Origin of the sequence: Plantactinospora sp. BB1 (assembly GCF_003030385.1) — a bacterium.
GTDB lineage: Bacteria > Actinomycetota > Actinomycetes > Mycobacteriales > Micromonosporaceae > Plantactinospora.
Window position 1 is genome coordinate 6,898,403 of record NZ_CP028159.1, and the last position, 26,636, is coordinate 6,925,038.

Consider the following 26,636-nt stretch of genomic DNA (forward strand, 5'->3'; position numbering starts at 1 on the left):
CATGTCCGAAACATCCGCCCCGAACAGCGCTCCCTCGACGCCGTCCGCCAGCCGGTCGGCCCTGAGTGCTGCCCAGCGCAACGCCGTCACGGAACTGCTCCGGGTCTCGCCGGTCGCCGACGAGTTGGGGCGCCGGTTCGCCCGCGCCGGTCACGAGCTGCACCTGGTCGGCGGTTCGGTCCGGGACGCCCTGCTCGGCCGGCTCGGCGAGGATCTCGACTTCGCCACCGACGCGCACCCGGACGAGACGCTGCGACTGCTGAAGGGCTGGGCCGAGGCGACCTGGGAGACCGGGCGCGAGTTCGGCACGATCGGCGCACAGCGGGACGGGCTGCGGCTGGAGATCACCACCTTCCGGGCGGAGTCCTACGACCAGGTGAGCCGGAACCCGGTCGTCCGGTACGGCGACAACCTCGGCGACGACCTCCGGCGGCGCGACTTCACCATCAACGCCATGGCGGTCAGCCTGCCGGGGCACGACTTCACCGACCCGTACGGCGGGCTCGACGACCTCGCCGAGAAGGTGATCCGGACCCCGGGCACCCCCGCCGAGTCGTTCGGCGACGATCCGCTGCGGATGCTCCGGGCCGCCCGGTTCGCCGCGCAACTGCGCTTCGCCGTGGCGCCGGAGGCCCGGGCGGCGATGCGGGCGATGGCGACCGACCTCGACCGGATCACCGCCGAGCGGATCCGGGACGAGTTCACCAAGCTGCTCTGCGGTGCAGACCCGATCACCGGGCTGCGGCTGCTGGTCGACACCGGCCTCGCCGACCGGTTCCTGCCGGAGCTGTCCGGGCTGAAGCTGGAGATCGACGAGCACGCACAGCACAAGGACGTCTACGAGCACACCCTGATCGTCGTCAGCAACGCCGTCCGGCTGGAGGAGGACGGTTGCGACTTCGTACTCCGGATGGCCGCGCTGATGCACGACGTCGGCAAGCCGGCCACCAAGGCGGTCGGGCCGGACGGCCGGGTCAGCTTCCACCACCACGAGGTGGTCGGCGCCCGGCTCACCAAGCAGCGGATGAAGGCGCTGCGCTATCCCAAGGACGTGATCGGCCAGGTGGTCGGGCTGGTCGGGCTGCACCTGCGGTTCTACGGGTACGGGCGGGGCGAGTGGACCGACTCGGCGGTGCGCCGGTACGTCACCGACGCCGGTGACCTGTTGCCCCGGCTGCACAAGCTGACCCGGTCGGACTGCACCACCCGCAACCGTCGCAAGGCCGCCGCGCTGGCGGCCGACTACGACGCGCTGGAGGAGCGGATCGCGCGCCTCCAAGCGGAGGAGGACCTCGCCCGGGTACGCCCCGACCTCGACGGCAACGCCATCATGGAGTTGCTCGGGGTGCCGCCGGGGCCGATCGTCGGTCGAGCCTGGCGGCACCTGAAGGAGCTGCGCCTGGAGCGGGGTCCGCTGGACCGGGACGAGGCCGAGGCGGAGTTGCAACGCTGGGCCCGGGAGCAGGGCGCCATCGACTGAACGCCGGCCGCGCGGTCAACGCAGCGCCGAGCGGGCCGTCGGAGCCAGCCGCAGCTGTCGCGGCGGCCCGGTGAGCGTGGCGGAGAGTTCGGGGAGCACCTCGTGCCGCCATCGGGTGGACCGGTCCAGCCACCGGAGGTGCTCGTCGAGTTGCGCGTCCCCGGCGAACCGGGTGAGCCAGCAGGCGACGTGTTCCCCGGTGCGCACCGGCAGGGCCGGGTAGGTGTTCTCGGCGTACTCGGTGGAGAGGCAGCCGAGCGGCGCGGCGCCGGCTTCGACGAGCACCGGCCGGATCCGCCGGTGGTAGAGGTCGGTGAACGCCTGGTCGACGGGTTCGGCCCGGTGGCAGAGCGTCAGCAGGACCCGCGAGGCAGGCTGGTCGCGGTGGCCGACCGCCGGGCGTGCGGCCGGGGCCGGGAAGCCGGACCGTTCGTCGAGCGGGCGGAGCAGGAGTACGTCGTCCGAGTCGACCATCGTGGCGTTGGCCCGCTCCCGGTGCCGCTGCCAGACCGGACCGCCGTAGAACAGGTGCAGTGCCTCGGCCCGGCGGGACATGTCCGGGAACCCTCGGAGCCAGACGAAGCGGTCCGGGTCGGCCAGGTCGTGGAACTGCCCGACCACCGCCATTCCGGCCGCCTCCTGCGGTTCGACGAACTCACGGTCGAAGAGGTCGACCAGTGTGTCGCGGGCGCCGGTGTGCAGGGTGTACTGCCGGAGTTCGACGATCGGGTGGCGTACCTCGGTCATTCCTGTCCCGTCTTTAGTGTCTCGTGCAGCACGTCGGCGATCGACGTGGCCGCGAGTTCCCGGCGCAGCGCGCGGTCGACGTCGCCGTAGAACCGCCCGAGGGCCGGGCGGATGCCCCTGCCGACCGGACACTCCAGGTTCGGCTCGCTGCGGTGCAGGGCGAAGAGGGGCTCGCGCTCGACCGCGACGTAGACGTCGAGCAGGGTGATCTCCTGCGGCGGGCGGGCCAGGCTCCAGCCCGCCCCGACGCCGTGCCGCACGGTGACCAGGCCGGCCTGCCGAAGTTCGCCGAGACTCCGCCGGATGATCACCGGGTTGGTCCGCACGCTGGCGGCGACCTGGTCGGAGGTGAGCACCTGCCGGCCGCGCCGCTCGGAGAGCGCCATCCAGGTCAGCACGTGGACCGCGATCGTCAGTCGACTGTTCGCCGCCACCCGTCCGCACCGCCCTCCGCTGGCTGTAACAGACTCTGTTACAGCCAGCCGGTCTGTCAATGCCCGAACGGACGGCTCGCCCGCCGCGCCCGCTGGCGATAGCGTGCTATCCGGCGTACGACGGGCGGGGAGGTGACCGTGGCCCTCTCGGGTCGGCCGGGCGAACGCTCCTTCCTGGTGCCGATGGTGGCGCTGCTGTCGACGCTGGTGGCCCTCGTCGTGGCCATCGTGCTGGTGCTCGTGCTCCGCGACGACGGGTCGCGGGACCCGGTCGGTGCCGGCTCGACGGGCGCCGACCCCGCCACCGGCGGCACCCGGCCGGCGGGGAGTACGCCGAGCGGCGCAGCACTCTCCGACGGGGCCGGCTGCCTGACCGGCGTCTGGCGGGTGACCTCCCACGAGGAGCAGGTGGACGTGCCCGGGGTGGGCCGGCTGGCCTTCACCGGTGGCACCGGCTCGACGCTCTCGCTGGGCGACGGGGGCACCGGGATCGCCGACTACGGCGACGGCACCTCCTTCGCCGGCAGTTACGCCGGCCAGGAGGTCGTACTCGAACTGCGCGGCCGGGTCGACTACCGCTACGCCGTGGTCGGGGACCGGATCGAGCTGCGGGACGTACGCTCCGCCGCCGAGGTACGGCTGCGGGTCGGTGCCGGTACGCCCGGAGCCTGGCGGCCCTTCACCGCCTCCACCGCCCCGGCCAACTACACCTGTGCCGGTGACCGGCTGACCCAGAAGTCCCTCGCCTTCACCACCCTCTACACCCGCTCCCGATAGCGGGCGGGCCGGGGCAGCGGGGAGGGAGTCCGGAGCGGTAACGGCAGGCGGCCCGGCACCGGAGCGGCAACTCCGGGCCGGGCCGCGGGGTGGAACGTCCCCGGGTCAGCTCTTCGGCTCGACCGCCTTGCCGCCGTTGGTCAGCGTGCCGTCGACGACCTGGTCGGCGTCGCCCCGGGCCGCGCCGAGCCGGGCGAGCAGCCCGGCCAGGTCGACCCCGGTCAGGTCGGTGCCTAGCTGGAGCCCCTGGGCCACGTTGGCCGCCACCGACTTGGTCAGCGAGGAGGCGCCGTCGGTGGAGATCACCGTGATCTTGTCGATCGCGCCGACCGGGGCGCTCGCCGCCTCGACCACCTGCGGCAGTACCTTGACCAGCAGGTCGAGCACGGCCGCCTCGCCGTACGCCGAGAAGGCCTCGGCCTTGCGCGACATCGCCTCGGCCTCGGCCTGGCCCCGGGCGAGGATCGCCGCCGCCTCCGCCTGGCCCTCCCGCTCGACCGCGTCGGCGATGGCGGTACGCCGGCGCTGCTCGGCCTCACCCTCCTTGGCACCCTCGATCGCGTTCGCCTCGGCCAGCGCCGCCCGGCGGGCCCGCTCGCCTTCACCGGTCAGCCGGGCCTGCTCGGCGGCGGCCTGCGCGGCGGCGATGGTGGCCTGCCGCTCGGCGTCGGCGGCCAGCACCGCCGCGTTACGGGACGCCTCGGCCTCCTGCTCCACCTTGTACCGGGCGGCGTCGGCCGGCTTGCGGACCTCGGTGTCGAGCTGGCGCTGCTTCAGTTCGGCGTTGCGCTCGGCGACCTTCTGCTGCTCGGTGAGGATCGCCTGGTCCCGCTCGGCCTGGGCCAGCGGGCCGGCGGCGGCGGACTTGGCCTTGGCGGCGTCGATCTCGGCCTGGATGCCGGCCTGCTTCAGTGCCAGGTTCCGGTTCGCCTCGGCGATCTTCTCCTCGGCGAGCAGCCGCTCCGTCTCGGCGACCTGCCGGGCCCGGGCCTCGGCGATGGCCGCGTCCTTGAGCACCCGGGCGGCCTCCGGCCGGCCCAGGTCCTGGAGGTAGGAGCCCTCGGCCAGGATGTCCTGGAGCTGGAAGGTGTCCAGCACCAGACCCTGGTTGGTCATCGAGTGCTCGGCCTCCTCGGCGACCGCGCTGGCGAACGCCGCCCGGTCCCGGATGACCTCCTCCACGGTGAGGCGGCCGACGATCGAGCGGAGCGCGCCGGCCAGTACCTCGCGGGTGAAGCTCTCGATCTCGTCCTGCTGGTGCAGGAACCGCTGCGCCGCGGCGCGGATCGCGTCCTCGGTACCGCCGACCTTGACGATCGCCACGCCGTGCAGCTCGGCCCGGATGCCCTGCTTGCTGACCGCGCCCTTGATGCTGACGTCGATCCGCCGGCTGGAGAGGTCGAGCGACTGGAGCTTCTGCACCACCGGCAGGACGAAGACCGAGGCGCCGAGTACGACCTTCTGCCCGGACATGTCGGTCGAGCGGCTCCCGTCGGCGCTCTGCGTCGTACGGCCCTTGCGGCCGGTGACGATGAATGCCTCGTTCGGCCCGGCGACCTTGATCCGGGAGAGCACGAACATGACGAGGATGAAGGCCAGGAGCACTGCTCCGCCGATGGCGATGAGGATCAGCATGACACCGTCCATTTCGGATTGGGGTTGACGTGCGCGGTCGACTGCCGACGTTCGTGGGTGGCGGATGGGGTGTGTCCGGTGCGTCGTGCCGGGGTCCGAGCGGCGGCACGCGGCCCGCGGAGCGGTCCGGGGTCAGTAGGTCTCGACCAGGACGCTGGTCTCGGTCAGCGCCTCGACGACGAAGATCTGCGCGCCGAGCGCGATCGGCCGCTCGGCCCTGGCGTTGAGTTTCACCGGCTGGCCGCCCACCCGGACCCGCACCTCGCCGTAGCCGGCGGTGGGGATCGGGGTGACCACCACCCCGAGGGAGCCGACCAGGTCGTTGCGGGTGGGGGTGGCGTCGGTCCGCATGTTCCGGGCCGCCCGGGAGATCCGGGCCGCGAGCCAACCGGCCGGCACCGCCGCCAGCGCGCCCAGGCCGCCCGCGGCGACGACCTGGCCGAGGGTACGACCGCCGAGCAGTTCGTTGGCGATGGCTCCGCCGAAGCCGAGTACGCCGGCGAACGCGGCCATCGCCTCCAGGCTGACCGGACCGTCGATGTCCGGGTTGCCGATGTGCGCCAACTCCGTACCGAGCAGGGCGAGCACCAGCACCGCGACTCCGGCGCCGCCGATGATGAGGAAGATCAGAGTCCCCGCTGCCACGACTGCAAGGTAACCGGTCCAGGCAACCTGGGAATCCGCTGAGCGTGGGCCGGGAGGTCGCGCGTCCACAGCGGACGGAGCCGGACGGCCAGCCGGAGCGTGCGCGGCAAGCCCTGCGCGGGGCGGTTCGGACGCCGGCCGGTGGGCAGCGGATCGGGGCCTGGTTCACCGCACCCACCCCGGCCGGACGTCCGTGCGACATTAGCCGTTCGCCATCCGGAATGGGGGTGAAACTGCCCCGATCCGCTGTGCACGTACCGGATCGTTACCCGGTGCTCACCGCACCGCGACCGTGATCTCGTCGCTCCTGCCCAGTTCGGCGGGGAGGTCGACCCGCTCGTGCTCCACCCCGGCCGGGTCCAGGAGTACGGCGGTGAGCCGGCCGGACCGGGCCATACCGTCCACATAGAGCAGTCGGTCGGCGGTGAGCCACGTGACGTCGGCAGTCGGCAGTCGGCGTACCACCTTGCCGGTCTGCACCGAGACGAGCTGCCCGGTCACCTGCTCACCGCCGGACAGAATCGGGTTTCCCCGGCCCGCAGGCCCGGGCTCCCCGGAGACCACCACCAGCGCGCCGTCCGGCGACCACGCCCCCGAGCTGGCGACGTCGCCGTGCACCGGCGCGGAGCGGGTGGGCATACCGTCGTCGGCCGCGAAGAACTGTAGGCCGGGTCGGGAGGACGTGGCCGCCCCCGGCGGGTTCACGACCGGGTCGGCCTGCGACACCGCCACCTCCCGGCCGTTCGGCGTCCAGGTGAAGCGGCACAGGCCGGCGCAGCTCACCGGGCGCGCCTTGACCGGATGGAACTGGAGCGTTCCCTCCCCGAGGACGAAGAGCCCGATCGAGGCGACCCCCTTCTTGTCCCGGAGGCTGACGAGCAGCCGTCGCCCGTCCGGCGACCACTCGACGCCCGCGACGGTGGCACCGGTCTCGAACCACTGCGGCTTGCCGGTGGCCAGGTCGTAGAGCCCGATCTCGGTGGAGCGCCCGGAGTGGCGTACCGCGGCCACCGGGTGGCGCGGAGACACCCGTACCGAGGTGTAGGTCTCCGGGACGCTGACGTAGCGCCGCCGATTGGTGTCGTACGCCCAGGTCGGGCCCTTCGACCCGGCCGGGCGCGCGCTGAGCAGCAGGGCGCCGCCGGGCAGCTCCACCGGTCCGTCGTGCCAGTCGCCCGACGGGGTCGGCTGGGGGGTCGGCGGACTCGTCGTCGCCGCTGCCGGTGTCGTCGTCGCCGGTGGGCCGCCGACCGCCAGGCCCGGCGGCTGCGGGTCGGGCCGGAGCCAGACGTACGGTGCCACGATGGCGGCGACCGCGACGACCGACGCCGCGGCCGCGATCGTCTGCCGGCGTCGGCGCATCCGCCGTCCCTGCACGACGGCGGCGGCCGCGAAATCGGGCGGCTGGTGCGGACTGCCGGCCAACTCGTGTACGGCCTCCCGCAGCAGCCGGTCCGCGCGCTCGCTCATCGCAGTGCCTCCGCGCGCTCTTTCATCGCAGTGCCTCCGCCGGTTCGGTCAGCTCGGCGAACTCCGGCACGAGTTCGCGGAGCTTGCTCAGGGCCCGGGACGCCTGGCTGGCCACGGTGCCGGGGCGGCAGCCGAGCGCGGCGGCGGTCTGCTCCACGGTCTGGTCCTCCAGATAGCGCAGCACCAGTACCGCCCGCTGCCGGGGTGGCAGCATCATCAGCGCGTCCCGGAGCATCATCCGGACCGCCGTGTCGTGGTCGTGCTGGGTGTCGGGGGCGGGTGGTTCCGGCACCTCGGCGTGCGGCACCTCGGCCCGCCGTCCGCGCCGCCGCCAGGCCGAGACCTGGTCGTGGTAGAGGATCTGCCGGACGTACGGCTCCGCGTCGCCCCGGATCCGGGGCCACCGGGCGTACGCCTTCGCCAGCGCGTTCTGCAACAGGTCCTCGGCGGCGTAGCGGTCACCGGCGAGCGCCTGGGCGACGCGGAGCAACACGTCGCCCCGCTCGTGCACGAATGCGGTGAACTCCCGCTCGGACGCCCGACCCACGACACACCTCCCGCCTCCTCAGACGTCGGGGACGGGGAAAAGTTTGCCTCGTTCGAAAAACGTGGGCTGCCACCGCCCCGCCGAGGGTGGTGGCAGCCCACGGTCGGGCGGTGGTCAGACCCGGGCGGGGGTCCGGTCGGGTTCGGCGTCGGGGGCGAGGTGCTGGCGCAGGCGTTCGCCCTCGATGTCGACGTTGGGCAGCAGCTTCGACAGCCAGCCCGGCAGCCACCAGGCGCTCCGGCCGAGCAGCGAGATCACCGCCGGCACGATCGTCATCCGGACCACGAACGCGTCGATCGCCACCCCGATGGCCAGCGCGAAGCCCATCGACTTGATCACCGGGTCGTCGAGCAGGACGAAGCCGGCGAAGACCGAGGTCATGATCAGCGCGGCGGCGGTGACCACCCGGGCCCCGTGCCCCATGCCGTTGATGGTGGCCTGGGTCGGGGTGTCGCCGTGCACGAAGTCCTCCCGCATCCGGGAGACCAGGAACACCTCGTAGTCCATCGCCAGGCCGAAGAGGATGCCGATCAGCAGGATCGGCAGGAAGCTGACCAGCGGACCCGGGGTGTCCAGCCCGACCAGCTCACTGAGGTGGCCCTGCTGGAAGACGAGCACGGTGAGCCCGAAGGTGGCCCCGACGGTGAGCAGGAAGCCCAGCGCCGCCTTCAGCGGTACCAGCAGCGACCGGAAGACCAGCATCAGCAGCAGTACCGACAGCCCCACCACGAGCAGCAGATACCACGGCATCGCGTCGGCGAGGGTCTCCGAGACGTCGATCCCGACCGCCGTCTGGCCGGTCAGCGCCACGTCGGTGCCGGCGACCCCGTCGATCGGGCCGACCTTCTCCCGGATCTGGTGCACCAGGGTCTCGGTCGCCGGGTCGGTCGGACCGGTCGTCGGGATCACCGCCAGCAGGGCGGTCAGCCGGTCCTGGCTCAGGTTGGGCGGGCTGACCGCGAGCAGGTTCTCGGTGCCCTGGAGTACGGCGGTGACCTCCTGGGCGACCGTGGCGGTCCGCTCGGGCGACTCGCTGGAGACCACCAGCGCCAGGCGGTTGTTGAATCCCGGCCCGAACCCCTCGGTGATCAGGTCGGCGGCCTCGCGCTGCGGCGTACCGTGCGGAGCGGTGCCGTGGTCCGGCAGCGCGACCCGCATGTCGACGGCGGGCAGGGCGAGTGCGCCGAGCCCGAGCACGGAGACCAGGATCAGCGGTATCCGGAGCCGGATGACGAGCCGGGCCCAGCGGAACCCGAAGCCCTCGGCGGCAGCGGCGGCCGACTCCGGACCGGTGGTGCTGTTGCGCAGCCGGCGCGGCAGCACCCGCCGGCCGGCGAAGCCGAGCAGCGCGGGCAGCAGCGTCAGGGCCACGAGTACGGCGACCGCGACGGTTCCGGCGGCGGCGAGTCCCATGATGGTCAGGAACGGGATGTTGACCACGGCCAGCCCGGCGAGCGCGATGACGACGGTGACCCCGGCGAAGAGCACAGCCGAGCCGGCGGTGCCGATCGCCCGTCCGGCCGCCTCCTCCGGCTCCAGCCCCTCCAGCAGGTTCTGCCGGTAGCGGGAGGTGATGAAGAGCGAGTAGTCGATCCCGACCGCGAGGCCGAGCATCAGGGCGAGGATCGGAGCGGTACTCGTCAGCTCGATGACGTTGCTGAGCGCGTACAGGCCGGCCATTCCGGCGGCGACCCCGATCAGCGCGTTGAGCATCGTCATCCCGGCCGCGACCAGCGAGCCGAGCGTCACGACCAGTACGACCAGTGCGACCAGTACGCCGATCGCCTCGGTGCTGCCCACCTCGGGCACGCTGGACATCACCTCGCCGCCGTGTTCCACCCGCAGCCCGGCCGCCGTCGCGGCGGAGCCGCTGTGCTCGTACGCCTCGCGCTGCGCCTCGGTGACCTCGTCGGCCTGCTCGGTGAACTGCACCTGCACGAGCGCGTACCGGCCGTCCTGGGAGAGCGCCCCGGTGGTGAACGGGTCGAGCGCGCCGACCGCGCCGGGCAGGGTGGCGGCCTCGCGTACCAGTTCGGCGACTGCCGCCCGCCGCTCAGGGGTGCCGAGCTGCTGGCCCTCGGGCGCGGCCACCACGATGGTGCCGGTGGCGCCGCTCGCCTCCGGGAACTCCCGCTCCAGCGCGTCGATCGCCCGCTGTGACTCCGTGCCGGGGATGGAGAAGTTGCTCGAGGTGGGGCCCATGAACGCCACCGCTGCCCCGCCGAGCGCGGCCAGCAGGACGAGCCAGAGGACCACCACGAGCCGGCGGCGCCGGAACGATGCCCGGCCTAGTCGGTAGAGGAGTGTCGCCATGTTGGTCGCTTCCTTGGTCGTCGGATCGGGTGTCTTGCGGGGTTGGTGGTCGGTGCCCTGCGACGTGGCCGGCAAACCGGGGATCAGGTGCGGTCTGCGGAGATCGGGGCCGCTGCCGGGTGGAGTAGTGCCCGCCGGGCGATCCGGACCAGCGCGGAGCGGAGTTCGACCGCGTCGTCGTCGGGCCGGTCGATGACGACCGCGGTGATCCCGGCGAGCTGCACCTGTGCGGCGATCTCGTCGGCCGGGTCGGTCGATCGGCCGGCGAAGGCCGAGATCAGCCGGGCGGTCGCCGGTTGCAGGTCGGCGAAGGCCGGATGCTCGAGCAGGTACGGCAGGTCGTGGTAGATGAGCGCGACCTCCCGCCGGTACGTCACCACCAGGTCGACGAAGCCGTCGATGGCGGCCTCCCGCGCGGCGTCGGCATCCAGCCCGCCGAGCCGCGCGTCGAGTTCGACCAGCTCGCGGGCGGCCGGGGCGACCAGGGCGAGGAGGATCGCCTCCTTGCTGTCGAAGTGGTAGAGCAGGGTGGCCTTGGAGCAGCCGACCTCGACCGCGATGTCGTGCAGGGACGTGCCCTTGAATCCGGCGTGCGCGAACCGCTCGCCCGCCACTGCCAGGATTTCCGCCCGGGTCCTGCCACGTGCCACTGCGCTCCCACCTCCGCGTCCCAGCGTGCACTGACCGATCGGTCAGTAACTAACCGATCGGTCAGAATGTGAGCCGGATTACGGAACCGGGGGTCAGGTCGCGGGGGTGGAGAATGGCGGGATGCGCTGGACCGTACTCGACTCCCCGATCGGGGAGCTTTCCGTCGGGGTCGACGACGTCGGCGTCTGTGGCGTGCACTTCGGGCCGATGGAAGGGGCGCTGCCCGCCACCGCCCTGACCGGGGCGGCCGACCCGGACGCCGCCGGGCTGGCGACGGCGGTGACGGAGCTGCGGGCGTACTTTGCCGGGGAGTTGACGGAGTTCGCCGTGCCGCTCTCGGTACGCCGGGGCTCGGAGTTCGAGCGGGCGGTCTGGACGGAGATGTCGAAGATCCCGTACGGCGAGACGCGCACCTACGGCGAGGTGGCTGCGGCGGTCGGCGACCCCGGGGCGGCCCGGGCGGTCGGAGTGGCCTGCAACCGCAACCCGATCCCGGTGATCGTGCCCTGTCACCGGATCGTCGGTGCCGGCGGCAAACTGGTCGGCTTCGGCGGTGGGCTGCCCCGCAAACGCCAGTTGCTCGAACTGGAGGCACGGATCGCCTTCGAGCGCGCCTGGGCCTGATCCCGACTCTCTCCGTACGGCCGCCCTATATATAGGTGTCGTACCCGGCAGACTCAGCGTGCCGGCGGGACCAGTCGTACCCGGCGGAGGAGTTGGGCGTTCAGCGCCACGACGATGGTGGAGCCGGACATCAGTACGGCGCCGACCGCCGGACTCAGCGCGATCCCGGCCCAGGCGAGCACCCCGGCGGCGAGCGGCAGCGCCACCACGTTGTATCCGGCGGCCCAGGCCAGGTTCTGGATCATCTTCCGGTACGAGGCCCGGGAGAGCCGGATGACGCCGGTGACCCCGCGCGGGTCGGACGAGGCGAGCACCACCCCGGCCGACTCGATCGCCACGTCGGTGCCGGCGCCGATCGCGATGCCGACGCTGGCTCGGGCCAGTGCCGGGGCGTCGTTGACCCCGTCGCCGACCATCGCCACCGTCGCGCCCCGGCGCTGGAGGTCGGTCACCCTGTCGTCCTTGTCCGCCGGAAGCACCTCGGCGAAGACCTCGTCCACCCCCGGTCGGAAGCCGAGCCTGTCGGCGACCGACTCGGCGACCGGCCGGGCGTCACCAGTGATCATGGCGATCCGGCGTACCCCGGCGGCCCGCAGCTCGGTGAGCGCCTCGGCGGCCTCCGGGCGTACCTCGTCCTCCAGGGCCAGTGCGCCGAGCACGCGCGGCCCGGCGTCGTCCGGGCGTACCAGGTAGAGCACGGCGGCACCGCGCGCCGACCAGCCGGCGGCGACCCGTTCGAGGTCGGCGCCGGGCCGGGCGGCCAGCTCGCGCAGCAGCGCCGGCCCGCCGACCGCGAGGTCCCGCCCCTCGACGGTGGCCCGCACGCCCCGGCCGGTCAGCGACCGGAAGCCGGTGGCGGTCGGCACGCCGCCGCGCTCGGCGGCGGCCGCGACGATGGCCCGGGCGAGCGGATGCTCGCTGTCCGACTCGACCGCGGCGGCCAGCCGGAGCACCTCGTCCTCGGCGCCCGCCGTTCCCGGGTCGGCGGCGACCGCGGTGACGGTGTGGGCACCTCGGGTCAGGGTGCCGGTCTTGTCGAACAGCACGGTGTCGACGGTGCGCATCCGCTCCAGCGCCAACCGGTCCTTGACCAGGATGCCGGCCTTGGCGGCCACGGCGGTGGAGAGCGCGATCACCAGCGGGATCGCCAGGCCGAGCGCGTGCGGGCAGGCGATCACCAGCACCGTCACGGTACGCACCACCGCCTCGTCGACGTCGCCCAGCGCGGACCAGACCACGAAGGTGGTCAGGGCGGTGGCGGTGGCGACGTAGAACAGCCAGCCGGCGAAGCGGTCGGCGAGCACCTGGGCGCGACCGCTGGACCGCTGCGCCTGGGCCACCAGCCGCTGGATGCCGGCGAGCGCGGTGTCCTCGCCGACGGCGTCGATCCGGACCCGGATCGCGGAGTCGGTCGCCACGGTGCCGGCCACCACCCGGTCGCCGGGGGTACGGGAGACCGGGCGGGACTCGCCGGTGATCATCGACTCGTCCAGCTCGGCGGTGCCGTCGGCGATCCGGCCGTCGGCCGGTACCCGGGCGCCGGGGCGGACCAGCACCACGTCGCCGACGCGCAGCTCGGCCAGGGGCACCCGGCGTACGTCGCCGTCGGCCGCCACCCGTTCGGCCTCGTCCGGCAGCAGCGCGGCGAGTGCGGCGAGGGCACCCCGGGCCTGCCCGATGGCCTTCATCTCCTGCCAGTGCCCGAGCAGCATGATGGTGACCAGGGCGGCGAGTCTCCACCAGAAGTCGAGGTCGAACGTGCCGAGGCTGGTGGCGAGCGAGGCGACGTAGGCGACGGTGATCGCCATCGAGATCAGCAGCATCATCCCCGGCGTACGGTCGCGCAGCTCGCGGAGCCCGCCGACCAGGAACGGCCAGCCGCCGTAGAGGAAGACCACCGAGCCGAGTACCGGTCCGACCAGCGAGATGCCGGGGAAGCCGAGCGAGTAGCCGAACCAGTCCATCACCATGTGGCTGGTCAGCACGATCGGCACGGTCAGTGCCAGGCTCAGCCAGAACTTCCGGCGGAACGCCTCCGGATCGTGCCCGGCATGTTTGTCGTGTCCGCCGTGCCCGGGCTCTGCCTCGTGGTGCTGGTGGTCGTGGCGCACGACCGATCACCCCCTCGGGAGGAAATATACCCCCCGGGGGTAATTCGGCAAGCCGCATCGGGCCGGCCGGTGGGCTCAGTCCGGGGCGGGCAGGCAGCCGCCGTCCCGGATCGGGGTGCCTATCTCGACCGTGGACGCCGGCCGGCCGTGGCTGCCGAAGACGCAGGCGTGCCCGGTCCAGCCGGCGAAGAGCAGCCCGGCACCACCCGCCGGGTCCAGTCGGCCGGGTGGGCGTACCTCGACCTGGGTCAGGCGGGTCCGGCCGAGCGCCTCGGTGAGCGACGTCACGTCGTACCGGCCCAGTCGGCGTAGCCGGTCCAGCTCGGCGCGTACCCGGATCGCGCAGCCGGCCGCGTCGGCGGCCGCCGCGTCGCCGAGCCGGCCCCGGGTCCGGAAGCCCTCGTTGGCCTCCTCGTTGCGGTGGAACTGCTCGGCCAGTTCCTGTTCGGTCGGAGGTCGGGTGGTGGCGCCCAGGGAGATGTCCGGCATCGGCCCCGGGCTCCGGGTGCCGGCCGGCGGCGCCGGTGTCACCCGGGCGGCAGAGGGCGCCGGCGGGCACCGGTAGGGCGATCGGGAAGGGCTGCCGGCCGGAGTCGGCCGGACCACGCCGGTCGGGGTCGGTGCGCCGCCCCCGGCGTCGGCACCGGGTCGCGCGCAGCCGAGCCCGACGACCAGGCCGAGCAGGAGCACCGTCCCGGAAAGCGCGAGCGGGGCCGGACCGTTTCCGGTCCGGCCCCGCTCACCGGGTCTCACCCTCAGCGCTCGATGGTGCCGGCGATGAAGTCCTCGACGGCCTGGTGGGCGTCGTGGTCGGCGTACTGCTCCGGCGGCGACTTCATGAAGTAGCTCGACGCGGAGAGGATCGGCCCCCCGACGCCCCGGTCGAGGGCGATCTTCGCGGCCCGGACAGCGTCGATGATGACGCCGGCCGAGTTCGGCGAGTCCCAGACCTCGAGCTTCAGCTCCGCGTTCAGCGGGACGTCACCGAAGGAGCGCCCCTCCAGCCGGATGTACGCCCACTTGCGGTCGTCCAGCCACGGCACGTGGTCCGACGGCCCGATGTGCACGTCGCCCTTGTTGATCTCGTGCGGGATCTGGGAGGTCACCGACTGGGTCTTGGAGATCTTCTTCGAGACCAGGCGGCTGCGCTCCAGCATGTTCATGAAGTCCATGTTGCCGCCGAAGTTGAGCTGGTACGTGCGGAGCAGCTCGACACCCCGGTCCTCGAAGAGCTTCGCCAGCGCCCGGTGCACGATGGTCGCGCCGACCTGGCTCTTGATGTCGTCACCGACGATCGGCAGCCCGGCGTCGACGAACTTCTGCGCCCACACCGGGTCGGAGGCGATGAAGACCGGCAGCGCGTTCACGAAGGCGCAGCCCGCCTCGATCGCGGCCGTGGCGTAGAACTTCGCGGCCTCCTCGGAGCCCACCGGCAGGTAGCAGACCACCACGTCGACCCGGGCCTCGCGCAGCGCCGCGACGACGTCGGCCGGCTGGCGGTCGGACTCCTCGACGATCTCCCGGTAGTACTGGCCCAGCCCGTCCAGGGTCGGACCACGCTGCACGAGTACGCCGGTCGGCGCCACGTCACACAGCTTGATGGTGTTGTTCTCGCTGGCGACGATCGCCTCCGCGAGGTCCATGCCCACCTTCTTGGCGTCGACGTCGAACGCCGCGACGAACTCCACGTCCGATACGTGGTAGTCGCCGAAGGTGACGTGCATGAGACCCGGGACGCGGTCGTTGGGGTCGGCATTGCGGTAGTACTCGACGCCCTGGACCAGGGACGAGGCGCAGTTACCCACACCGACGATGGCGACGCGGACGGAGCCCATCGCGTTTGCCTCCTTTGTGTTCATCACGGCCGCTCCGACTCATTCCTGGACTGTCCAGGCGGAGGCGGGATGTTCTTGTCTGAAGAACCCGGGGCGGTGCCCGGGGTGGACCCATCCGGGGTCCGGCCGGAGCGCTCGTTGGCGATGAGCTCCTCCAACCAGCGGACCTCGCGCTCACAGGCGTCGAGGCCGTGACGTTGAAGTTCGAGCGTGTACGCGTCGAGCCGTTCGGCCGCCCGGCTCAACACGTCGCGCAGGCCCTCGCGACGCTCCTCCACCTTGCGGCGCCGGCCCTCCAGGATGCGGAGTCGGGTCGCTCGGTCGGTACGGGCGAAGAATGCGAAGTGCACTCCGAACCCGGTGTCCTCGTAACTCTCTGGACCGGTCTGGGCGATCAGTTCGGCGAACCGTTCCTTGCCCTCCGCGGTGATTTTGTAGACCACGCGCCCGCGACGGCTGGTCAGTGCCGGGATCTCCTCGGCGGTGGCCGGTGTCTCGGCCGCCTCGGTGATCCAGCCGGCCGCCTGCAACCGACGCAGGGTCGGATAGAGCGAGCCGTAACTGATCGCTGCCCGGATCGCCCCCAGCTTGGCGGCGAGTTCCTTGCGGAGCTCGTAGCCGTGCATGGGGGACTCCTGCAGGAGACCGAGGATGGCGAGCTCGAGCACGAGCACCCCTCTCCGTGTCTCCGTCGGATCCCGGTGGCTTCCCGCCGTCGGGAGCCCGTTCACCGGCCCGATGTATCGGCCCGATACATCGCACCGTAGACCCTCCGGGGCGGCGAGGCAAACCCCCACACGGCACAGGTTCGATTACAGTAAGTGACGGTGGTCGCCTCGTCCGGCCGGAGCCAGTACTCTTCTGCCCATGCGTTCGCAGCGCCAGGTCGTCGACTACTCGCTACAGAAGCGAGCGGTGCTGCGTGAGGTGCATTCGGGTCGGGTGGGGACGTACGAGGTGTGCGACGCGTCGCCGTACCTCAAGAACGCTGCCCGGTTCCACGGTGAGCCGACCGAGACGCTCTGTCCGGTCTGCCGACGGGAAAATCTGACCCACGTCCACTACATTTACGGCGATGAACTCAAGCAGTCTGCCGGCCAGGCCCGCACCCGAGCGGAGCTGTCGGTGCTGGCGATGACCCTGCGTGAGTTCCAGGTCTACGTGGTGGAGGTGTGCCGCGGCTGCGACTGGAACCATCTCGTCGAGCAGTTCCTGCTCGGCCGGGACGGCGTCTCCGGTGACGACAGCGTCGGCGCCGCCGAGCCGGCCGCGGGTGCGGCCGTGGCCGCGTCGAACGGCACCTCGGTCAGACGAAGGCGTGAGGCGCGCCGGTGACCCTGACTCGCTCCCCGGCCTTCGGGATCGTCTCCCGGCCAGAGGACGAGTCTTATCCAGCAAACCGGAAAAGTCCGGTTTTTTCCGATGTCGCACCATCCGTGGATCGGCGTCTCCGATCCGGGGTGGAGCGTGTCCCAACTCACGGCAACCCGGTGGTGGCGCACATGGCCATCACCGCGACCGGCAGGGTGTGACGAATGAACTCGTACGGCGATCCTAGTTCCGCGCGCGGTCGGGCCCAGTACCCGGGCGCGAACGGCGACCACGGACCAGCGGACGATCCATACCAGCGCCCGTCCTGGGACGACCCGGGAGCCGCTCGCCGCTCGTCCGACGGTGACCGGGGTGGCTGGCCCGCCAACAACAACCGGGCCGGCGGCGCGTCGGCCCGGGCCAGCGTCAGCGGCCGGGCCCCCTCCGGCCGGGCCACACCGCCCGGGCGGGGCTCCGCCGACGGCGGTTGGGCCGCGCCGGTCTCGCCCGCCTCCGGCTCCGCGTCGGTCGGCTCCGCGTCGGTCGGTTCCGCCTCTCCCGGGCGGGCCCGGGTCGGTGGCCGGGCCGGCGTCGGCAGCGCCTCGGTTCCCGACGCGCCGGGCTCCGGGGGTGGCTACGGTGCCGGCCGGGCCTCCGCCGGCCGGGCCAGCGTGGGTACCGCCTCGGTCAGTGGCGGCGGCGCGAACGGCGCCGCCGGTCGGGCCCGGGTGGGCCGGGCGGTCGTGCCCGTCTCGCCGGCCGGTCCCGGCGGACCGGACGACCCGGACGGCCCCGGCGGTCGGCGGGGTCGTCGTGGCACCGGTGACCTCGACCCGGCGGCGAAGAAGCGGGCCAAGAAGCGCAAGCGGGTCAACATGCTGATCGCTGCCTTCGCCGTCTTCATCATGCTCGCCGGCGGCGGTGTGGTCGCCGCGACCTGGTATTCCACCAGCGTCCCGATGCCGGACCAGCTCCCGCTGCCGCTGGCGACCACGGTCTACGCCGCCGACAAGAAGAACGTCGTCGCCAAGCTGGGCGACGAGAACCGGCAGATCGTCACGATCAAGCAGATCCCGGACCACGTGCAGAAGGCGGTCGCCTCGGCCGAGGACCGCAACTTCTACACCCACGACGGGGTGGACTACGTCGGCATCGCCCGGGCCGCCTGGAACAACTTCACCGGCGGCAGCAAGCAGGGTGCCTCGACGATCACCCAGCAGTACGCCCGCAACGCGTACGAGAACCTCCAGGACGACAGCTACCAGCGCAAGGTCAAGGAGGCGATCCTCGCCTCCAAGTTGAACGACCAGTTCGACAAAGACGAGATCATGCAGCACTACCTCAACACGATCTACTTCGGTCGGGGTGCGTACGGCATCGAGATCGCGGCGCAGACCTACTTCGCCAAGTCGGCCTCCAAGCTCACCGAGGCCGAGGGCGCGGTGCTGGCGGCGGTGATCAAGCAGCCGCAGGTCGACACGGCGACCGGGCACAAGGGCTTCGACCCGGCGGACAACCCCGAGGAGGCCAAGGCCCGTTGGGAGTACGTCCTCAACGGCATGGTCGAGAAGAAGTGGCTGTCACCGGAGAAGCGGGCTCAGCTCACCTACCCGGAGATTCAGAAGAGGAAGAGCGCCAACGAGGCGTTCGGGGTGAAGACCCCGCGCGGCAACGTGATCAACTACGTCAAGGCGGAGATGGCGGAGCGCGGCCTCTGCACGCTCGGCCCGGCGACGGCCGACAAGGTCGACTGTTCCAGCGCGCTCCGGGACGGTGGTTACAAGATCCAGACGACCATCAACTGGAAGATGCAGATGGAGGCCGAGAAGGCGGCCCAGCGCAAGAAGGGCTCGCCGCTCGACGGCCAGCCCGACAACCTGATGGCCGCGCTGGTCTCGGTCGAGCCGAAGAGCGGCAAGGTGCTGGCCTACTACGGCGGCGACAGCGGCGCGGACTACGACTACGCGGGTCTGAACACCAACGCCGGCGTGCTGAGCGGTGGCCACCCGCCGGGCTCGAGCTTCAAGGTCTACACCCTGGCGGCCGCGATCAACGAGGGCATCTCGATCGATTCGATCTGGGACGCCCGGCCGTTCACGGTCAAGAACACCAAGATCAAGGTGCAGAACGCCGGCCGCGACGTGCGGGAGACCTGTGACCAGGCCTGCACGCTCAAGGAATCCACCGTCAGGTCGTACAACGTGCCCTTCTACCACGTGACCGAGAAGATCGGCGCGGACAAGGTGCTGTCGATGGCCCGGCAGGCCGGCGTCCGGACCATGTGGGAGACCAAGGACATCCCGCCGAAGTGGCACGACCTGACGAAGGAGAAGCCGGAGGATCTGGCGCCGGAACCCTTCTTCAACGTGGTGGCGTACGGGCAGTACCCGATCACGGTGCTCGACCACGCCAACGGGCTGGCCACGCTGGCCAACGGCGGCGTCTACAACAAGGCGCACTTCATCGAGCTGATCGAACAGCAGGACCCGGAAACCGGCCAGTGGAAGAAGATCGGCGGGGCGAAGGCCGATCCGAAGCAGCGCATCCCGAAGAACGTCGCCGACGAGGTCACCGCGGTCCTGAAGGAAATTCCCAAGGCGAACAACGGCAACCTCGAGGGCCGGGAAGAGGCCGGCAAGACCGGCACCTGGGAATACGACCAGAAGGACAACGCGCACGCCTGGATGGTCGGCTACACCCCGCAGGTCGCCACCGCGGTCTGGGTCGGCAGCAAGGACCCGAAGAAGCCCCAGATCAAGACCAAGGGCGGCCAAGACGTCGGCGGTAGTGGGCTGCCGGCCGACATCTGGCAGCAGTACATGAGCAAGGCCCTGGCCGGCAAGGAGGCGATGCCCCTGCCGGACGCCAAGAAGATGGGCGACAAGGAGGCCGGCAACGGCAAGGAGCCGGTGCAGACCCCGCCGCCGGTGCCCCCCAACCCGGGTCCCGGTGGCGGCAACCCCGGCGGCAACCCCGGTGGTAACCCCATCTGCCAGGGCCCGAACCCGCCCCCGTTGATCTGCCCGCCAGCCGGCGGCGGCCCGGGTGGAGGTGGTCCGGACCTTCCGCCCGGAGATGACGACGATGGCGGCGGTGGCGGAAACGGCAACGGCCGAGGTGGCGGTGGCGGCTAGTCACCGACTCCCACGCCCCACCTCGGGGCAGTGAGTTCCATCGATCGATGCGGCCGGCGGCCGGGTCCCACGACCCGGCCGCCGGCCGTCTTTTCGACTCCAACCGCCGACACGGTGGACCGGGCCGGACGGAACCCGACCCGGTACGGCAGGATGCCTGTTCATGAGCGCGCAGTCGCCGGCTGGCATCGACGAACCTGAGAAGGCTGACCATCCCTCCCGGTCGGACGGCTTCGTCCGGGGGCTCTCCGAGGCCATCGGCGGCCCGATCGGTGCGCACGCCAGCGGTGTCGAGCGCCGGGGCACCCAGGCCAGCGGCCGGTTCTGGACGGCCGCCCGGATCGTGCTGGCGCTGACCTGCCTCACCCTGGCCCTGCACTGGGTGCAGAAGTCGCCCTGCCAGGACGGCGCCTGGCAGAACAACGTCCAGTACACCCGGTTCTGCTACACCGACGTGCTGGCCCTCTATTACGCCGAAGGGCTCAACGAGGGCAAGGTGCCCTACCGGGACCACCCGGTGGAATACCCGGTGGTCACCGGCTACTTCATGGGTGCGCTCGGCCTGCCGGTGCACAACATCGGAGTCGACCGGCCCGAGATCAACCAGCCGCAGTGGTTCTACAACCTGAACGCGCTGGTCCTCGGCGCGCTCGCGGTGGCCACCGTGGCGATGATCCTGGCGCTGCGCCGCCGCCGCCCCTGGGACGCGGCGATGTTCGCGCTCTCCCCCGCGCTGCTGGTCACCGCCACCGTCAACTGGGACCTGCTCGCCATCGGGCTGGCCGCGATCGGCATGTACGCCTGGGCGAAACGACAACCCCTGGCCGCCGGCATCCTGCTCGGCCTGGCCACCTCCGCGAAACTCTGGCCGCTCTTCGTGCTCTGGCCGCTCTTCCTGCTCGGGCTGCGTACCGCCCGGGTGAAGGAGATGGTGGTGACGATCGGCTCGGCCATCGTCACCATCGTGGCGGTGAACCTGCCGATCGCGATCCTCTACCCGGAAAACTGGCGCCGCTTCTTCGACCTGAACAGCGAACGGGCGGTCGACTGGGGCACCCTCTGGTATATCGGCCGTTACCTGGACAGCAAGTGGAACAGCGGCGGCGCCGGCGACGAGGGCCCGTTCCAGTGGCTCAGCAACAACATCCCGACCCTGAACCTCCTCTCGTACGCCCTGATCACCGTCGCGTTCCTCGCCATCGGCGCGCTGGCGCTCTTCGCCAAGCGCCGGCCCCGGCTGGCCGCGCTGGTCTTCCTGATGGTCGCGGCGTTCCTGATCTTCAGCAAGGTCTGGTCGCAGCAGTTCAACCTCTGGCTGCTGCCGCTGCTGGTGCTGGCCCGGCCGCGCTGGGGTGCCTTCCTCGCCTGGCAGTTCGCCGAGATCGGCTACTTCGTCGCGTTCTACGGCGAACTGCTCGGAGCCGGCGGCAAGCAGGTCTTCCCGGAGGGCGTCTTCGTGCTCGCGGCCACGCTGCGGCTGACCACCGTCGTGGTGCTCTGCGTGCTGGTCGTCCGGGACATCCTCCGGCCCGAGGGCGACCCGGTCCGGAACACCTACCTCGACGATCCCGACGGCGGGATCTACGACGGCGCTCCGGACGCCTCCTGGCTCACCCGACTCAGGGGCCGGCCAACACCGGTCGAACCGGCCCCCGCCACCAGCTGACCGAGGTGGCCCCGTCGGCGGGACCGCAGCCGCCGGATCGGGGCCGGATCAGAGCCGGTAGACGACCGTCTCCCCGACGTCCTCCCGGCTGATCCCGAGCGAGTCGACCGGCAGGTCGACGGTGGTCTGCAACGGGGTACCGGCGACCCGGTCCCGGAGCACGATCACCGTACGCACGCCCATGTTGCGCAGGAAGTCGATGCTCGCCTGGTCGGGGAAGTTCGCCGTCGCCTGGCGCACCTCGGCGAGCCGGTTCGGGGTGAACCCGCTGCCGCCGTTGACGATGTCCTGGAACCGGCTGGTCGACCAGAGCATCACGTGCTGGTCGGTCTTCTGGTCCGAGGGGAGCACCAGGATCGGTCCGGTCGCCACCCGCATCGACGCGGGCTGCACCGGTACCACCGGATGTGGCGTGGTGTTCAGCCCCTCGACCAGCACCAACACGATCGGCAGCAGCGTGACCAGCCGCAGGAGCGGACCCGGCCGGGGCGGCACCCGTTCGACGGCCGAGATCTCCCGGGCCCGCTGCGCGAACGCGCCGACCGAGCCGGCGGCGAGTACGCAGAGCAGCAGGGTCACCCAGATCATCAGCCGGCCCGGCGTACGCAGGCCGTCCCAGCCGGGCAGGTGCTCGAAGAGCGGAAGATAGGTCCAGGTACCGCCGAAGAACCGGCTGCCCATCGCCAGCACCCCGGTGGCGAGCACGGCCGCCAGGAGCAGCAGGCGCTGGCGTACCGTCCAGATCGAGAAGAAGAGGCCGCCGAGGGCGAGCGCGAAGAGGACGTACCCCGGCAGCAGGGTGGTCTCCGGCAGCCCCGGCAGCCCGGCCCGGACCGGCTCGTGCAGGTCCCCCCAGATCAGCGACTCCGGCGGAGCGGTGAGGAAACCACCCGGCGGCGGGGAGTAGTTGTGCAGCTCCTCGGCGGTCCGCCGGGCGTTGGGGTGCAGCTCGGCGACCTTGAAGTACGGGATCGCCAGCAGCGCACCGGTCGCGGCGAAGATCGCGCCGCCCCAGAAGTCGGCGAGCAGCAGCCGGAACCCGAACCACTGGCGCCGGGGACGGCGCAGGATCCGCCGGACCGGCCAGCCCAGCAGCACCACGACCGCGATCAGACCCATCACGTACGCGAAGACGAGGCCGATGCCGAAGCCGAGGCTGAGCTGCCAGGCGGCGACCAGCCAGCCGGCGAACGCCCAGCCGGAACGTCGACGTTCCGGGCGGTAGCCGTGCCGCAGCGACCAGCCGTGTCCCCGGGCCAGCATGGCCAGGGCGAGCGGGATACCGCCGTTGGAGAGCACGTGCAGGTGACCGGCCTGGCCGAGCAGCCACGGCGCGTACGCGAAGCCGATCCCGGCCACGGCGGCGCCGATCCGTCCCGCCCCGAGCTGCCGCACCAGCGCGTACGCCCCGAGCGCGGCGAGCGCGTGGGCCAGGACGAAGAGGATGTTGTAGCGGAGGATCGCCGCCTCCGGGCCCTGACCGATCATGCCCGCCGGGGCGTACCCGAGCAGGGTGTCGGAGAAGGCGAAGGTCCAGGTCTCCGGGAAGAAGGCGTTGCTCTGCCAGAGCTGGGCCGGCTTGGTCAACAGGATGTGCCCGGACCAGGCGACCTGCCAGGCCTGGAGCGCCGGGTCCCAGTAGTCCTGCGGCAGGGTGTGCCGGGGATAGCGCAGGGTCGGCCAGGTCATCAGGACCGCCAGCGCCAGGGCGGCGAGCCCGGCCAGCGTCCACTCGTGTACCAGCCGACGGCCCACCGCCCGGCCGATCCGCCGGAACCGTCCCGGTACCACCTCGGGGGCCGGCGCGAACGCGGCGAACGGATCGGCGGGCTTCGCCGGCTCCGTACCGCCGGCCGACTTCTCCGTCCCGTCCCTGCTCTCCTTGTCCTTGCTCTCCTTCCCCGCGCTCTCCTTCTCCTTGCTGTCGTTCCCCGCGTCGTCCTTCGCCTTGCCGTCCGCTGGCTCGGACTTGCCGTCCGCCGACTTAGCCTTGCCGTCCGCTGGCGTCTTGGCCGCGTCGTCCTCCGGCTCGTCCCCGGTGACGTCCGCGTCCTTCGAGGAGGCGTCCTTGGCGGTGTTACCGCCCTCGGCGGGGTCGTTCCCGGTCGCCCCGGCGTCGCCGGTCTTCGCGGCCTCGTCCTGGTCGGCCGGTGTCGCCCCGCTGGCCGGGGCTCCGGTGACTGCCGCCGACTGCGTCGTCGTCGGGCTCACCTCGGCTGTCGGGCTCGCCGCCGTCGAGGCACCGACCGTCGCGGCCGCCGGCCCGGTCGTGGCCGCAGCCGGGTCCGGGGCCGCAGCGGGGTCCGGGGTCGCAGCCGGGTCCGGGGCCGGGTCGGCGGAGCCGGTCGGCGCGCTGGACCGGGTTGTCTCGTTGGCGTTGGACTGGTCCGTCGACATCGGGTCCTCGCCCCTATCGGCCTACGCGGTCGCGGAGGTAGGCGATGTCCGTGGCCTGACCGTCGACCCCGCCGGGCGTCTCGACGATGACCGGTGCGCCGGCCGCCCGCACCACCGCCACCACCAGTTCGGGGTCGATGGTGCCGCCGGTCAGGTTCTCGTGACGGTCCCGGCCGGAGTCGAAGCCGTCCTTGGAGCCGTTGGCGTGGATCAGGTCGATCCGGCCGGTGATCGCCAACACCCGGTCGACGATGTCGAGGAGGTCCTCGCCGCCGGCATGTGCGTGGCAGGTGTCCAGGCAGAAGCCGACGTTGTAGTCGCCCACCGCGTCCCAGAGCCGGGCCAGGTTGTCGAAGCGCCGGGCGCAGGCGTTGTCGCCACCGGCGGTGTTCTCGATGAGTACCGGAACGTCGTGCCCGCCCGAGTCGGCGGCCTGGGCGAACGCCTTGCGCCAGTTGTCGAAGCCCTTGGCGATGTCGTCGCCCGCGTTGACGTGCCCGCCGTGCACGACCAGCCCCTTGGCGCCGACCGCCGCGGCGGCGGTGGCGTGCCCGAGCAGCAGCTTCCGGCTGGGGATGCGGATCCGGTTGTTGGTGGTGGCGAGGTTGATGACGTACGGGGCGTGGATGTAGACGTCCACCTCGGATTCGCGCAGCCGGGCGGCGTCGGCCCGTGGCTGTGGCGTCTTCCAGTCCTTCTGCGGATCGGCGAGAAAGAACTGGACCGCGTCCGCCTTCCGGAGGGCCGCCTCGTCCAACGGGTCGGTGGCGTCGACATGGGCTCCGATACGCATGGAGGCGAGCCTACGTCGCGCGGGTCGGTCGGGCGGGGACGGGCGTACCACCGGATCGGGCGGCTCGACGGCGTACGGCCCCGGGACGGCCCGCGTCACCGCCCGGCGGGTGGATCGTTTCTCCAGGTGAGATCCGTTCGCCCGGCACAGGTGAGATCCGCTCGCCAGGTGTCCGGACGGATCGGTCCACGAGTCGTACCGGAAGAGGAAGACGTGATCCTGTCGCTCCGCCGCCAGGCCACCGTAGCGGTCGCCGCGCTCGTCGCGGGCGCGTCACCGCTGCTGTCCGGCGTCGCGGTCGAGGCGGCGGGGTCGCTTTCCGGGGCCGGCACGGCGCCGGTCCGGGTTTTCCCCGCCGGGTCGGTCGGGCGAGTCGAGGTGGGGTCGGTGCCGCATGGTCCCGATGTGGCCGGCCCCCGGAGCGCCAGGGCGCCGCAGGAAGCGGCGCCGGGCAGCTACCCTCCGCCGCCCGACCGACTCGGCGGGGCTACCGCCCCCCGGGTGGGGCGGGCCGACCCGGTCCGGCCCGCCGGACAGGTCTCGCTGCTGGCGCTGGTCGCCACCATCTGTGTGGTGGGCGTCTCGGCAGGAGCAATTCGGGCGATTTTCGCTCAACGCACAACACAGACTGTTATCGCGTAAGATGACAATACAATAGGCTCCGCGGGGCGCCTTCCATCCAACTCATCGGTGTGGTCGTTCCTCCCCAGGTCCCACCCAAAGAATGCGGACGGGATGCGCCCCGCGGCTCTGCGTCGAAGAGCCTCCTCCGGACACGCTCCGGAGGAGGCTCTTGGCGCCGGCCCGGCGAAGGCTCTCCCTGTCGGCCCGGCGAGGCTCTTGACGCCGGTCCGGCGGAGGCTCTTCGTGCCGGCTCGGCGAAGGCTCTTGCCGGGTCGGCGGAGGCTCTTCGTGCCGGGTCGGCGGAGGCCGCACCGGTCCGGCGACCGGGGGCCGGCCCACGCCGGCCGGCCGGTGGGGTACGGGGGTCCGACGACGCCCGACGCCGGTGGACCGGGTATTCTGCTCAGGTTGTCCGTGGCGCGACGGGATCCCTCCCGAGACCGCGCGGCAACGACGCATGACCTCCTGCCACGGAAGGACCGTGGCCGCTAGCCCAGAGGAGGTGAGCACGTCTTGCGTCATTACGAGATCATGGTCATCCTCGATCCAAGCCTCGAGGAGCGCACCGTCGCCCCGTCGCTCGACACGTACCTCAACGTGATCCGGACCGCGGGTGGCTCGGTGGAGAAGCTCGACGTGTGGGGTCGTCGGCGCCTCGCGTTCGAGATCGACAAGAAGGCCGAGGGGATCTACGCCGTCATCGACCTGCAGGCGACGCCTGCGGCGGTGGCCGAGCTGGACCGGCAGCTCCGACTCAACGAGTCCGTGCTGCGCACCAAGGTCATCCGGCCGGAGACGCGCTGACGCGTTTCCGGCACGCCCGGATCAGCCTCATCCGTCCTGTCGTACTGCTCTGGCAGCCTTTCAGGAACTGATGAGTGCGCGAGGAGATGGTCATGGCAGGAGATACCACCATCACGGTCATCGGCAACCTGACCGATGACCCCGAGTTGCGTTTCACCCCGTCCGGCGCCGCGGTCGCCAAGTTCCGGGTCGCCTCGACGCCCCGGTTCATGGACCGGACGACGAACGAGTGGAAGGACGGCGAGCCGCTCTTCCTCTCGTGCACCGTCTGGCGCCAGGCCGCGGAGCACGTCGCCGAGTCGTTGCAGCGCGGCGCCCGCGTGATCGTGTCGGGCCGGCTCCGGCAGCGGTCCTACGAGACCCGCGAGGGCGAGAAGCGCACCGTCATCGAGCTGGAGGTCGACGAGATCGGCCCGTCGCTGCGGTACGCCACGGCGAAGGTGCAGAAGATGTCGCGCTCCGGTGGCGGCGGGTTCGGCGCCTCCGGCGGTGGTGGCGGTGGCCAGGGCGGCGGTGGCGGCGGAGGCAACTTCGACGACCCGTGGGCCACGGCGGCTCCGGCCTCCTCGCGCTCGTCCGGTTCGGGCGGCGGCAACTTCGACGACGAGCCCCCGTTCTGACCCGCGTGCCGAGCACAC

General features: G+C 71.8%; 23 protein-coding genes. 9 read left to right on the forward strand and 14 right to left on the reverse strand.

All coding sequences use genetic code 11. The annotated features are described in order from the left end of the window. Nucleotide 1 precedes the first annotated feature (1 nt). A complete protein-coding gene (locus tag C6W10_RS30145) occupies nucleotides 2-1,480 on the forward strand; it encodes a CCA tRNA nucleotidyltransferase (protein WP_107262497.1) in 1,479 nt (492 codons plus the stop codon). A 15-nt stretch (nucleotides 1,481-1,495) separates the two neighbouring features. On the opposite strand, the gene C6W10_RS39535 is transcribed toward C6W10_RS30145, so the two are convergent. Both C6W10_RS39535 and C6W10_RS30155 read right to left on the reverse strand, forming a co-directional pair. Next, the gene (locus C6W10_RS39535) at nucleotides 1,496-2,227 is read right to left on the reverse strand and encodes an NIPSNAP family protein (protein ID WP_107262498.1); all 732 of its coding nucleotides are present in this window, start codon (nucleotides 2,225-2,227) and stop codon (nucleotides 1,496-1,498) included. Beyond that, on the reverse strand, nucleotides 2,224-2,661 hold the full coding sequence (locus tag C6W10_RS30155) for an Rrf2 family transcriptional regulator (protein WP_107262499.1): 438 nt from the start codon (nucleotides 2,659-2,661) through the stop codon (nucleotides 2,224-2,226). Before C6W10_RS30155 ends, C6W10_RS39535 begins: the two co-directional genes overlap by 4 nt. 138 nt (nucleotides 2,662-2,799) lie before the next feature. Here C6W10_RS30155 and C6W10_RS30160 point away from each other — a divergent pair, with 138 nt between their 5' ends. Beyond that, complete coding sequence (locus C6W10_RS30160; RefSeq protein WP_159104816.1) at nucleotides 2,800-3,438, forward strand: hypothetical protein; 639 nt, start codon at nucleotides 2,800-2,802, stop codon at nucleotides 3,436-3,438. Between the two features lie 105 nt (nucleotides 3,439-3,543). On the opposite strand, the gene C6W10_RS30165 is transcribed toward C6W10_RS30160, so the two are convergent. The 6 genes from C6W10_RS30165 to C6W10_RS30190 all read right to left on the reverse strand — a co-directional run bounded on the left by C6W10_RS30165 (nucleotide 3,544) and on the right by C6W10_RS30190 (nucleotide 10,698). After that, entirely contained in the window at nucleotides 3,544-5,073 is a 1,530-nt protein-coding gene (locus C6W10_RS30165; protein ID WP_107264398.1) for a flotillin family protein, read from the reverse strand. Between the two features lie 132 nt (nucleotides 5,074-5,205). Then, nucleotides 5,206-5,718: a hypothetical protein gene (locus C6W10_RS30170; protein ID WP_107262501.1), complete on the reverse strand. Its 513-nt coding sequence runs from the start codon at nucleotides 5,716-5,718 to the stop codon at nucleotides 5,206-5,208. Nucleotides 5,719-5,994: 276 nt separating this feature from the next. Then, nucleotides 5,995-7,188, reverse strand: coding sequence for a WD40 repeat domain-containing protein (locus tag C6W10_RS30175; RefSeq protein ID WP_107262502.1), 1,194 nt, complete (start codon nucleotides 7,186-7,188; stop codon nucleotides 5,995-5,997). A 22-nt stretch (nucleotides 7,189-7,210) separates the two neighbouring features. After that, nucleotides 7,211-7,735: a SigE family RNA polymerase sigma factor gene (locus C6W10_RS30180; RefSeq protein WP_107262503.1), complete on the reverse strand. Its 525-nt coding sequence runs from the start codon at nucleotides 7,733-7,735 to the stop codon at nucleotides 7,211-7,213. Nucleotides 7,736-7,849: 114 nt separating this feature from the next. After that, nucleotides 7,850-10,048, reverse strand: a complete 2,199-nt coding sequence (locus C6W10_RS30185) for an MMPL family transporter (protein WP_107264399.1) — start codon at nucleotides 10,046-10,048, stop codon at nucleotides 7,850-7,852. An 83-nt stretch (nucleotides 10,049-10,131) separates the two neighbouring features. Beyond that, the gene (locus tag C6W10_RS30190; RefSeq protein ID WP_107262504.1) at nucleotides 10,132-10,698 is read right to left on the reverse strand and encodes a TetR/AcrR family transcriptional regulator; all 567 of its coding nucleotides are present in this window, start codon (nucleotides 10,696-10,698) and stop codon (nucleotides 10,132-10,134) included. Between the two features lie 121 nt (nucleotides 10,699-10,819). Here C6W10_RS30190 and C6W10_RS30195 point away from each other — a divergent pair, with 121 nt between their 5' ends. Further along, on the forward strand, nucleotides 10,820-11,323 hold the full coding sequence (locus tag C6W10_RS30195; RefSeq protein WP_107262505.1) for a methylated-DNA--[protein]-cysteine S-methyltransferase: 504 nt from the start codon (nucleotides 10,820-10,822) through the stop codon (nucleotides 11,321-11,323). 53 nt (nucleotides 11,324-11,376) lie between these two features. Here C6W10_RS30195 and C6W10_RS30200 read toward each other — a convergent pair whose 3' ends face one another. The 4 genes from C6W10_RS30200 to C6W10_RS30215 all read right to left on the reverse strand — a co-directional run bounded on the left by C6W10_RS30200 (nucleotide 11,377) and on the right by C6W10_RS30215 (nucleotide 15,937). Continuing rightward, entirely contained in the window at nucleotides 11,377-13,434 is a 2,058-nt protein-coding gene (locus C6W10_RS30200) for a heavy metal translocating P-type ATPase (RefSeq protein ID WP_107262506.1), read from the reverse strand. A gap of 75 nt (nucleotides 13,435-13,509) precedes the next feature. Further along, nucleotides 13,510-13,923, reverse strand: a complete 414-nt coding sequence (locus C6W10_RS37625) for a hypothetical protein (RefSeq protein WP_159104817.1) — start codon at nucleotides 13,921-13,923, stop codon at nucleotides 13,510-13,512. A gap of 266 nt (nucleotides 13,924-14,189) precedes the next feature. Next, on the reverse strand, nucleotides 14,190-15,269 hold the full coding sequence (locus tag C6W10_RS30210; protein ID WP_107262508.1) for an inositol-3-phosphate synthase: 1,080 nt from the start codon (nucleotides 15,267-15,269) through the stop codon (nucleotides 14,190-14,192). Nucleotides 15,270-15,292: 23 nt separating this feature from the next. Further along, entirely contained in the window at nucleotides 15,293-15,937 is a 645-nt protein-coding gene (locus C6W10_RS30215) for a PadR family transcriptional regulator (RefSeq protein ID WP_107264400.1), read from the reverse strand. Nucleotides 15,938-16,136: 199 nt separating this feature from the next. Here C6W10_RS30215 and C6W10_RS30220 point away from each other — a divergent pair, with 199 nt between their 5' ends. From C6W10_RS30220 to C6W10_RS30230, 3 genes are all read left to right on the forward strand, one after another. Beyond that, the gene (locus C6W10_RS30220) at nucleotides 16,137-16,604 is read left to right on the forward strand and encodes a DUF5318 domain-containing protein (RefSeq protein WP_107262509.1); all 468 of its coding nucleotides are present in this window, start codon (nucleotides 16,137-16,139) and stop codon (nucleotides 16,602-16,604) included. A 200-nt stretch (nucleotides 16,605-16,804) separates the two neighbouring features. After that, nucleotides 16,805-19,714 carry a transglycosylase domain-containing protein gene (locus tag C6W10_RS30225; protein WP_107262510.1) on the forward strand — a complete coding sequence of 970 codons (2,910 nt, stop codon included), beginning with the start codon at nucleotides 16,805-16,807 and terminating at the stop codon, nucleotides 19,712-19,714. 163 nt (nucleotides 19,715-19,877) lie between these two features. After that, nucleotides 19,878-21,380, forward strand: a complete 1,503-nt coding sequence (locus C6W10_RS30230; RefSeq protein WP_107262511.1) for a glycosyltransferase family 87 protein — start codon at nucleotides 19,878-19,880, stop codon at nucleotides 21,378-21,380. A 48-nt stretch (nucleotides 21,381-21,428) separates the two neighbouring features. Here the strand turns inward: C6W10_RS30230 and C6W10_RS30235 are convergent, their stop codons facing one another. Continuing rightward, nucleotides 21,429-23,777 (reverse strand): hypothetical protein, encoded by a 2,349-nt coding sequence (locus tag C6W10_RS30235; protein WP_234361482.1) that lies wholly within the window; start codon nucleotides 23,775-23,777, stop codon nucleotides 21,429-21,431. Nucleotides 23,778-23,790: 13 nt separating this feature from the next. Then, nucleotides 23,791-24,570: a deoxyribonuclease IV gene (locus C6W10_RS30240; RefSeq protein WP_107262512.1), complete on the reverse strand. Its 780-nt coding sequence runs from the start codon at nucleotides 24,568-24,570 to the stop codon at nucleotides 23,791-23,793. Between the two features lie 168 nt (nucleotides 24,571-24,738). Between C6W10_RS30240 and C6W10_RS30245 the strand changes: the two genes are divergently transcribed. The 3 genes from C6W10_RS30245 (at nucleotide 24,739) to C6W10_RS30255 (ending at nucleotide 26,618) form a co-directional block, all read left to right on the forward strand. After that, nucleotides 24,739-25,212, forward strand: a complete 474-nt coding sequence (locus C6W10_RS30245) for a hypothetical protein (RefSeq protein WP_159104818.1) — start codon at nucleotides 24,739-24,741, stop codon at nucleotides 25,210-25,212. A 495-nt stretch (nucleotides 25,213-25,707) separates the two neighbouring features. Continuing rightward, the gene (rpsF, locus tag C6W10_RS30250) at nucleotides 25,708-25,998 is read left to right on the forward strand and encodes a 30S ribosomal protein S6 (protein ID WP_101368798.1); all 291 of its coding nucleotides are present in this window, start codon (nucleotides 25,708-25,710) and stop codon (nucleotides 25,996-25,998) included. Between the two features lie 74 nt (nucleotides 25,999-26,072). Next, entirely contained in the window at nucleotides 26,073-26,618 is a 546-nt protein-coding gene (locus tag C6W10_RS30255; protein WP_199853388.1) for a single-stranded DNA-binding protein, read from the forward strand. Nucleotides 26,619-26,636: the final 18 nt, after the last annotated feature.

What these genes read in the sequence shown, in the direction of transcription:
- C6W10_RS30145 (WP_107262497.1), top strand. Translation starts at nt 2, where the DNA reads ATGTCCGAAACATCCGCCCCGAACAGCGCTCCCTCGACGCCGTCCGCC.
- C6W10_RS39535 (WP_107262498.1), bottom strand. Translation starts at nt 2,227, where the DNA reads ATGACCGAGGTACGCCACCCGATCGTCGAACTCCGGCAGTACACCCTG.
- C6W10_RS30165 (WP_107264398.1), bottom strand. Translation starts at nt 5,073, where the DNA reads ATGCTGATCCTCATCGCCATCGGCGGAGCAGTGCTCCTGGCCTTCATC.
- C6W10_RS30175 (WP_107262502.1), bottom strand. Translation starts at nt 7,188, where the DNA reads ATGAGCGAGCGCGCGGACCGGCTGCTGCGGGAGGCCGTACACGAGTTG.
- C6W10_RS30185 (WP_107264399.1), bottom strand. Translation starts at nt 10,048, where the DNA reads ATGGCGACACTCCTCTACCGACTAGGCCGGGCATCGTTCCGGCGCCGC.
- C6W10_RS30195 (WP_107262505.1), top strand. Translation starts at nt 10,820, where the DNA reads ATGCGCTGGACCGTACTCGACTCCCCGATCGGGGAGCTTTCCGTCGGG.
- C6W10_RS37625 (WP_159104817.1), bottom strand. Translation starts at nt 13,923, where the DNA reads ATGCCGGACATCTCCCTGGGCGCCACCACCCGACCTCCGACCGAACAG.
- C6W10_RS30210 (WP_107262508.1), bottom strand. Translation starts at nt 15,269, where the DNA reads ATGGGCTCCGTCCGCGTCGCCATCGTCGGTGTGGGTAACTGCGCCTCG.
- C6W10_RS30220 (WP_107262509.1), top strand. Translation starts at nt 16,137, where the DNA reads ATGCGTTCGCAGCGCCAGGTCGTCGACTACTCGCTACAGAAGCGAGCG.
- C6W10_RS30225 (WP_107262510.1), top strand. Translation starts at nt 16,805, where the DNA reads ATGAACTCGTACGGCGATCCTAGTTCCGCGCGCGGTCGGGCCCAGTAC.
- C6W10_RS30230 (WP_107262511.1), top strand. Translation starts at nt 19,878, where the DNA reads ATGAGCGCGCAGTCGCCGGCTGGCATCGACGAACCTGAGAAGGCTGAC.
- C6W10_RS30235 (WP_234361482.1), bottom strand. Translation starts at nt 23,777, where the DNA reads ATGTCGACGGACCAGTCCAACGCCAACGAGACAACCCGGTCCAGCGCG.
- C6W10_RS30240 (WP_107262512.1), bottom strand. Translation starts at nt 24,570, where the DNA reads ATGCGTATCGGAGCCCATGTCGACGCCACCGACCCGTTGGACGAGGCG.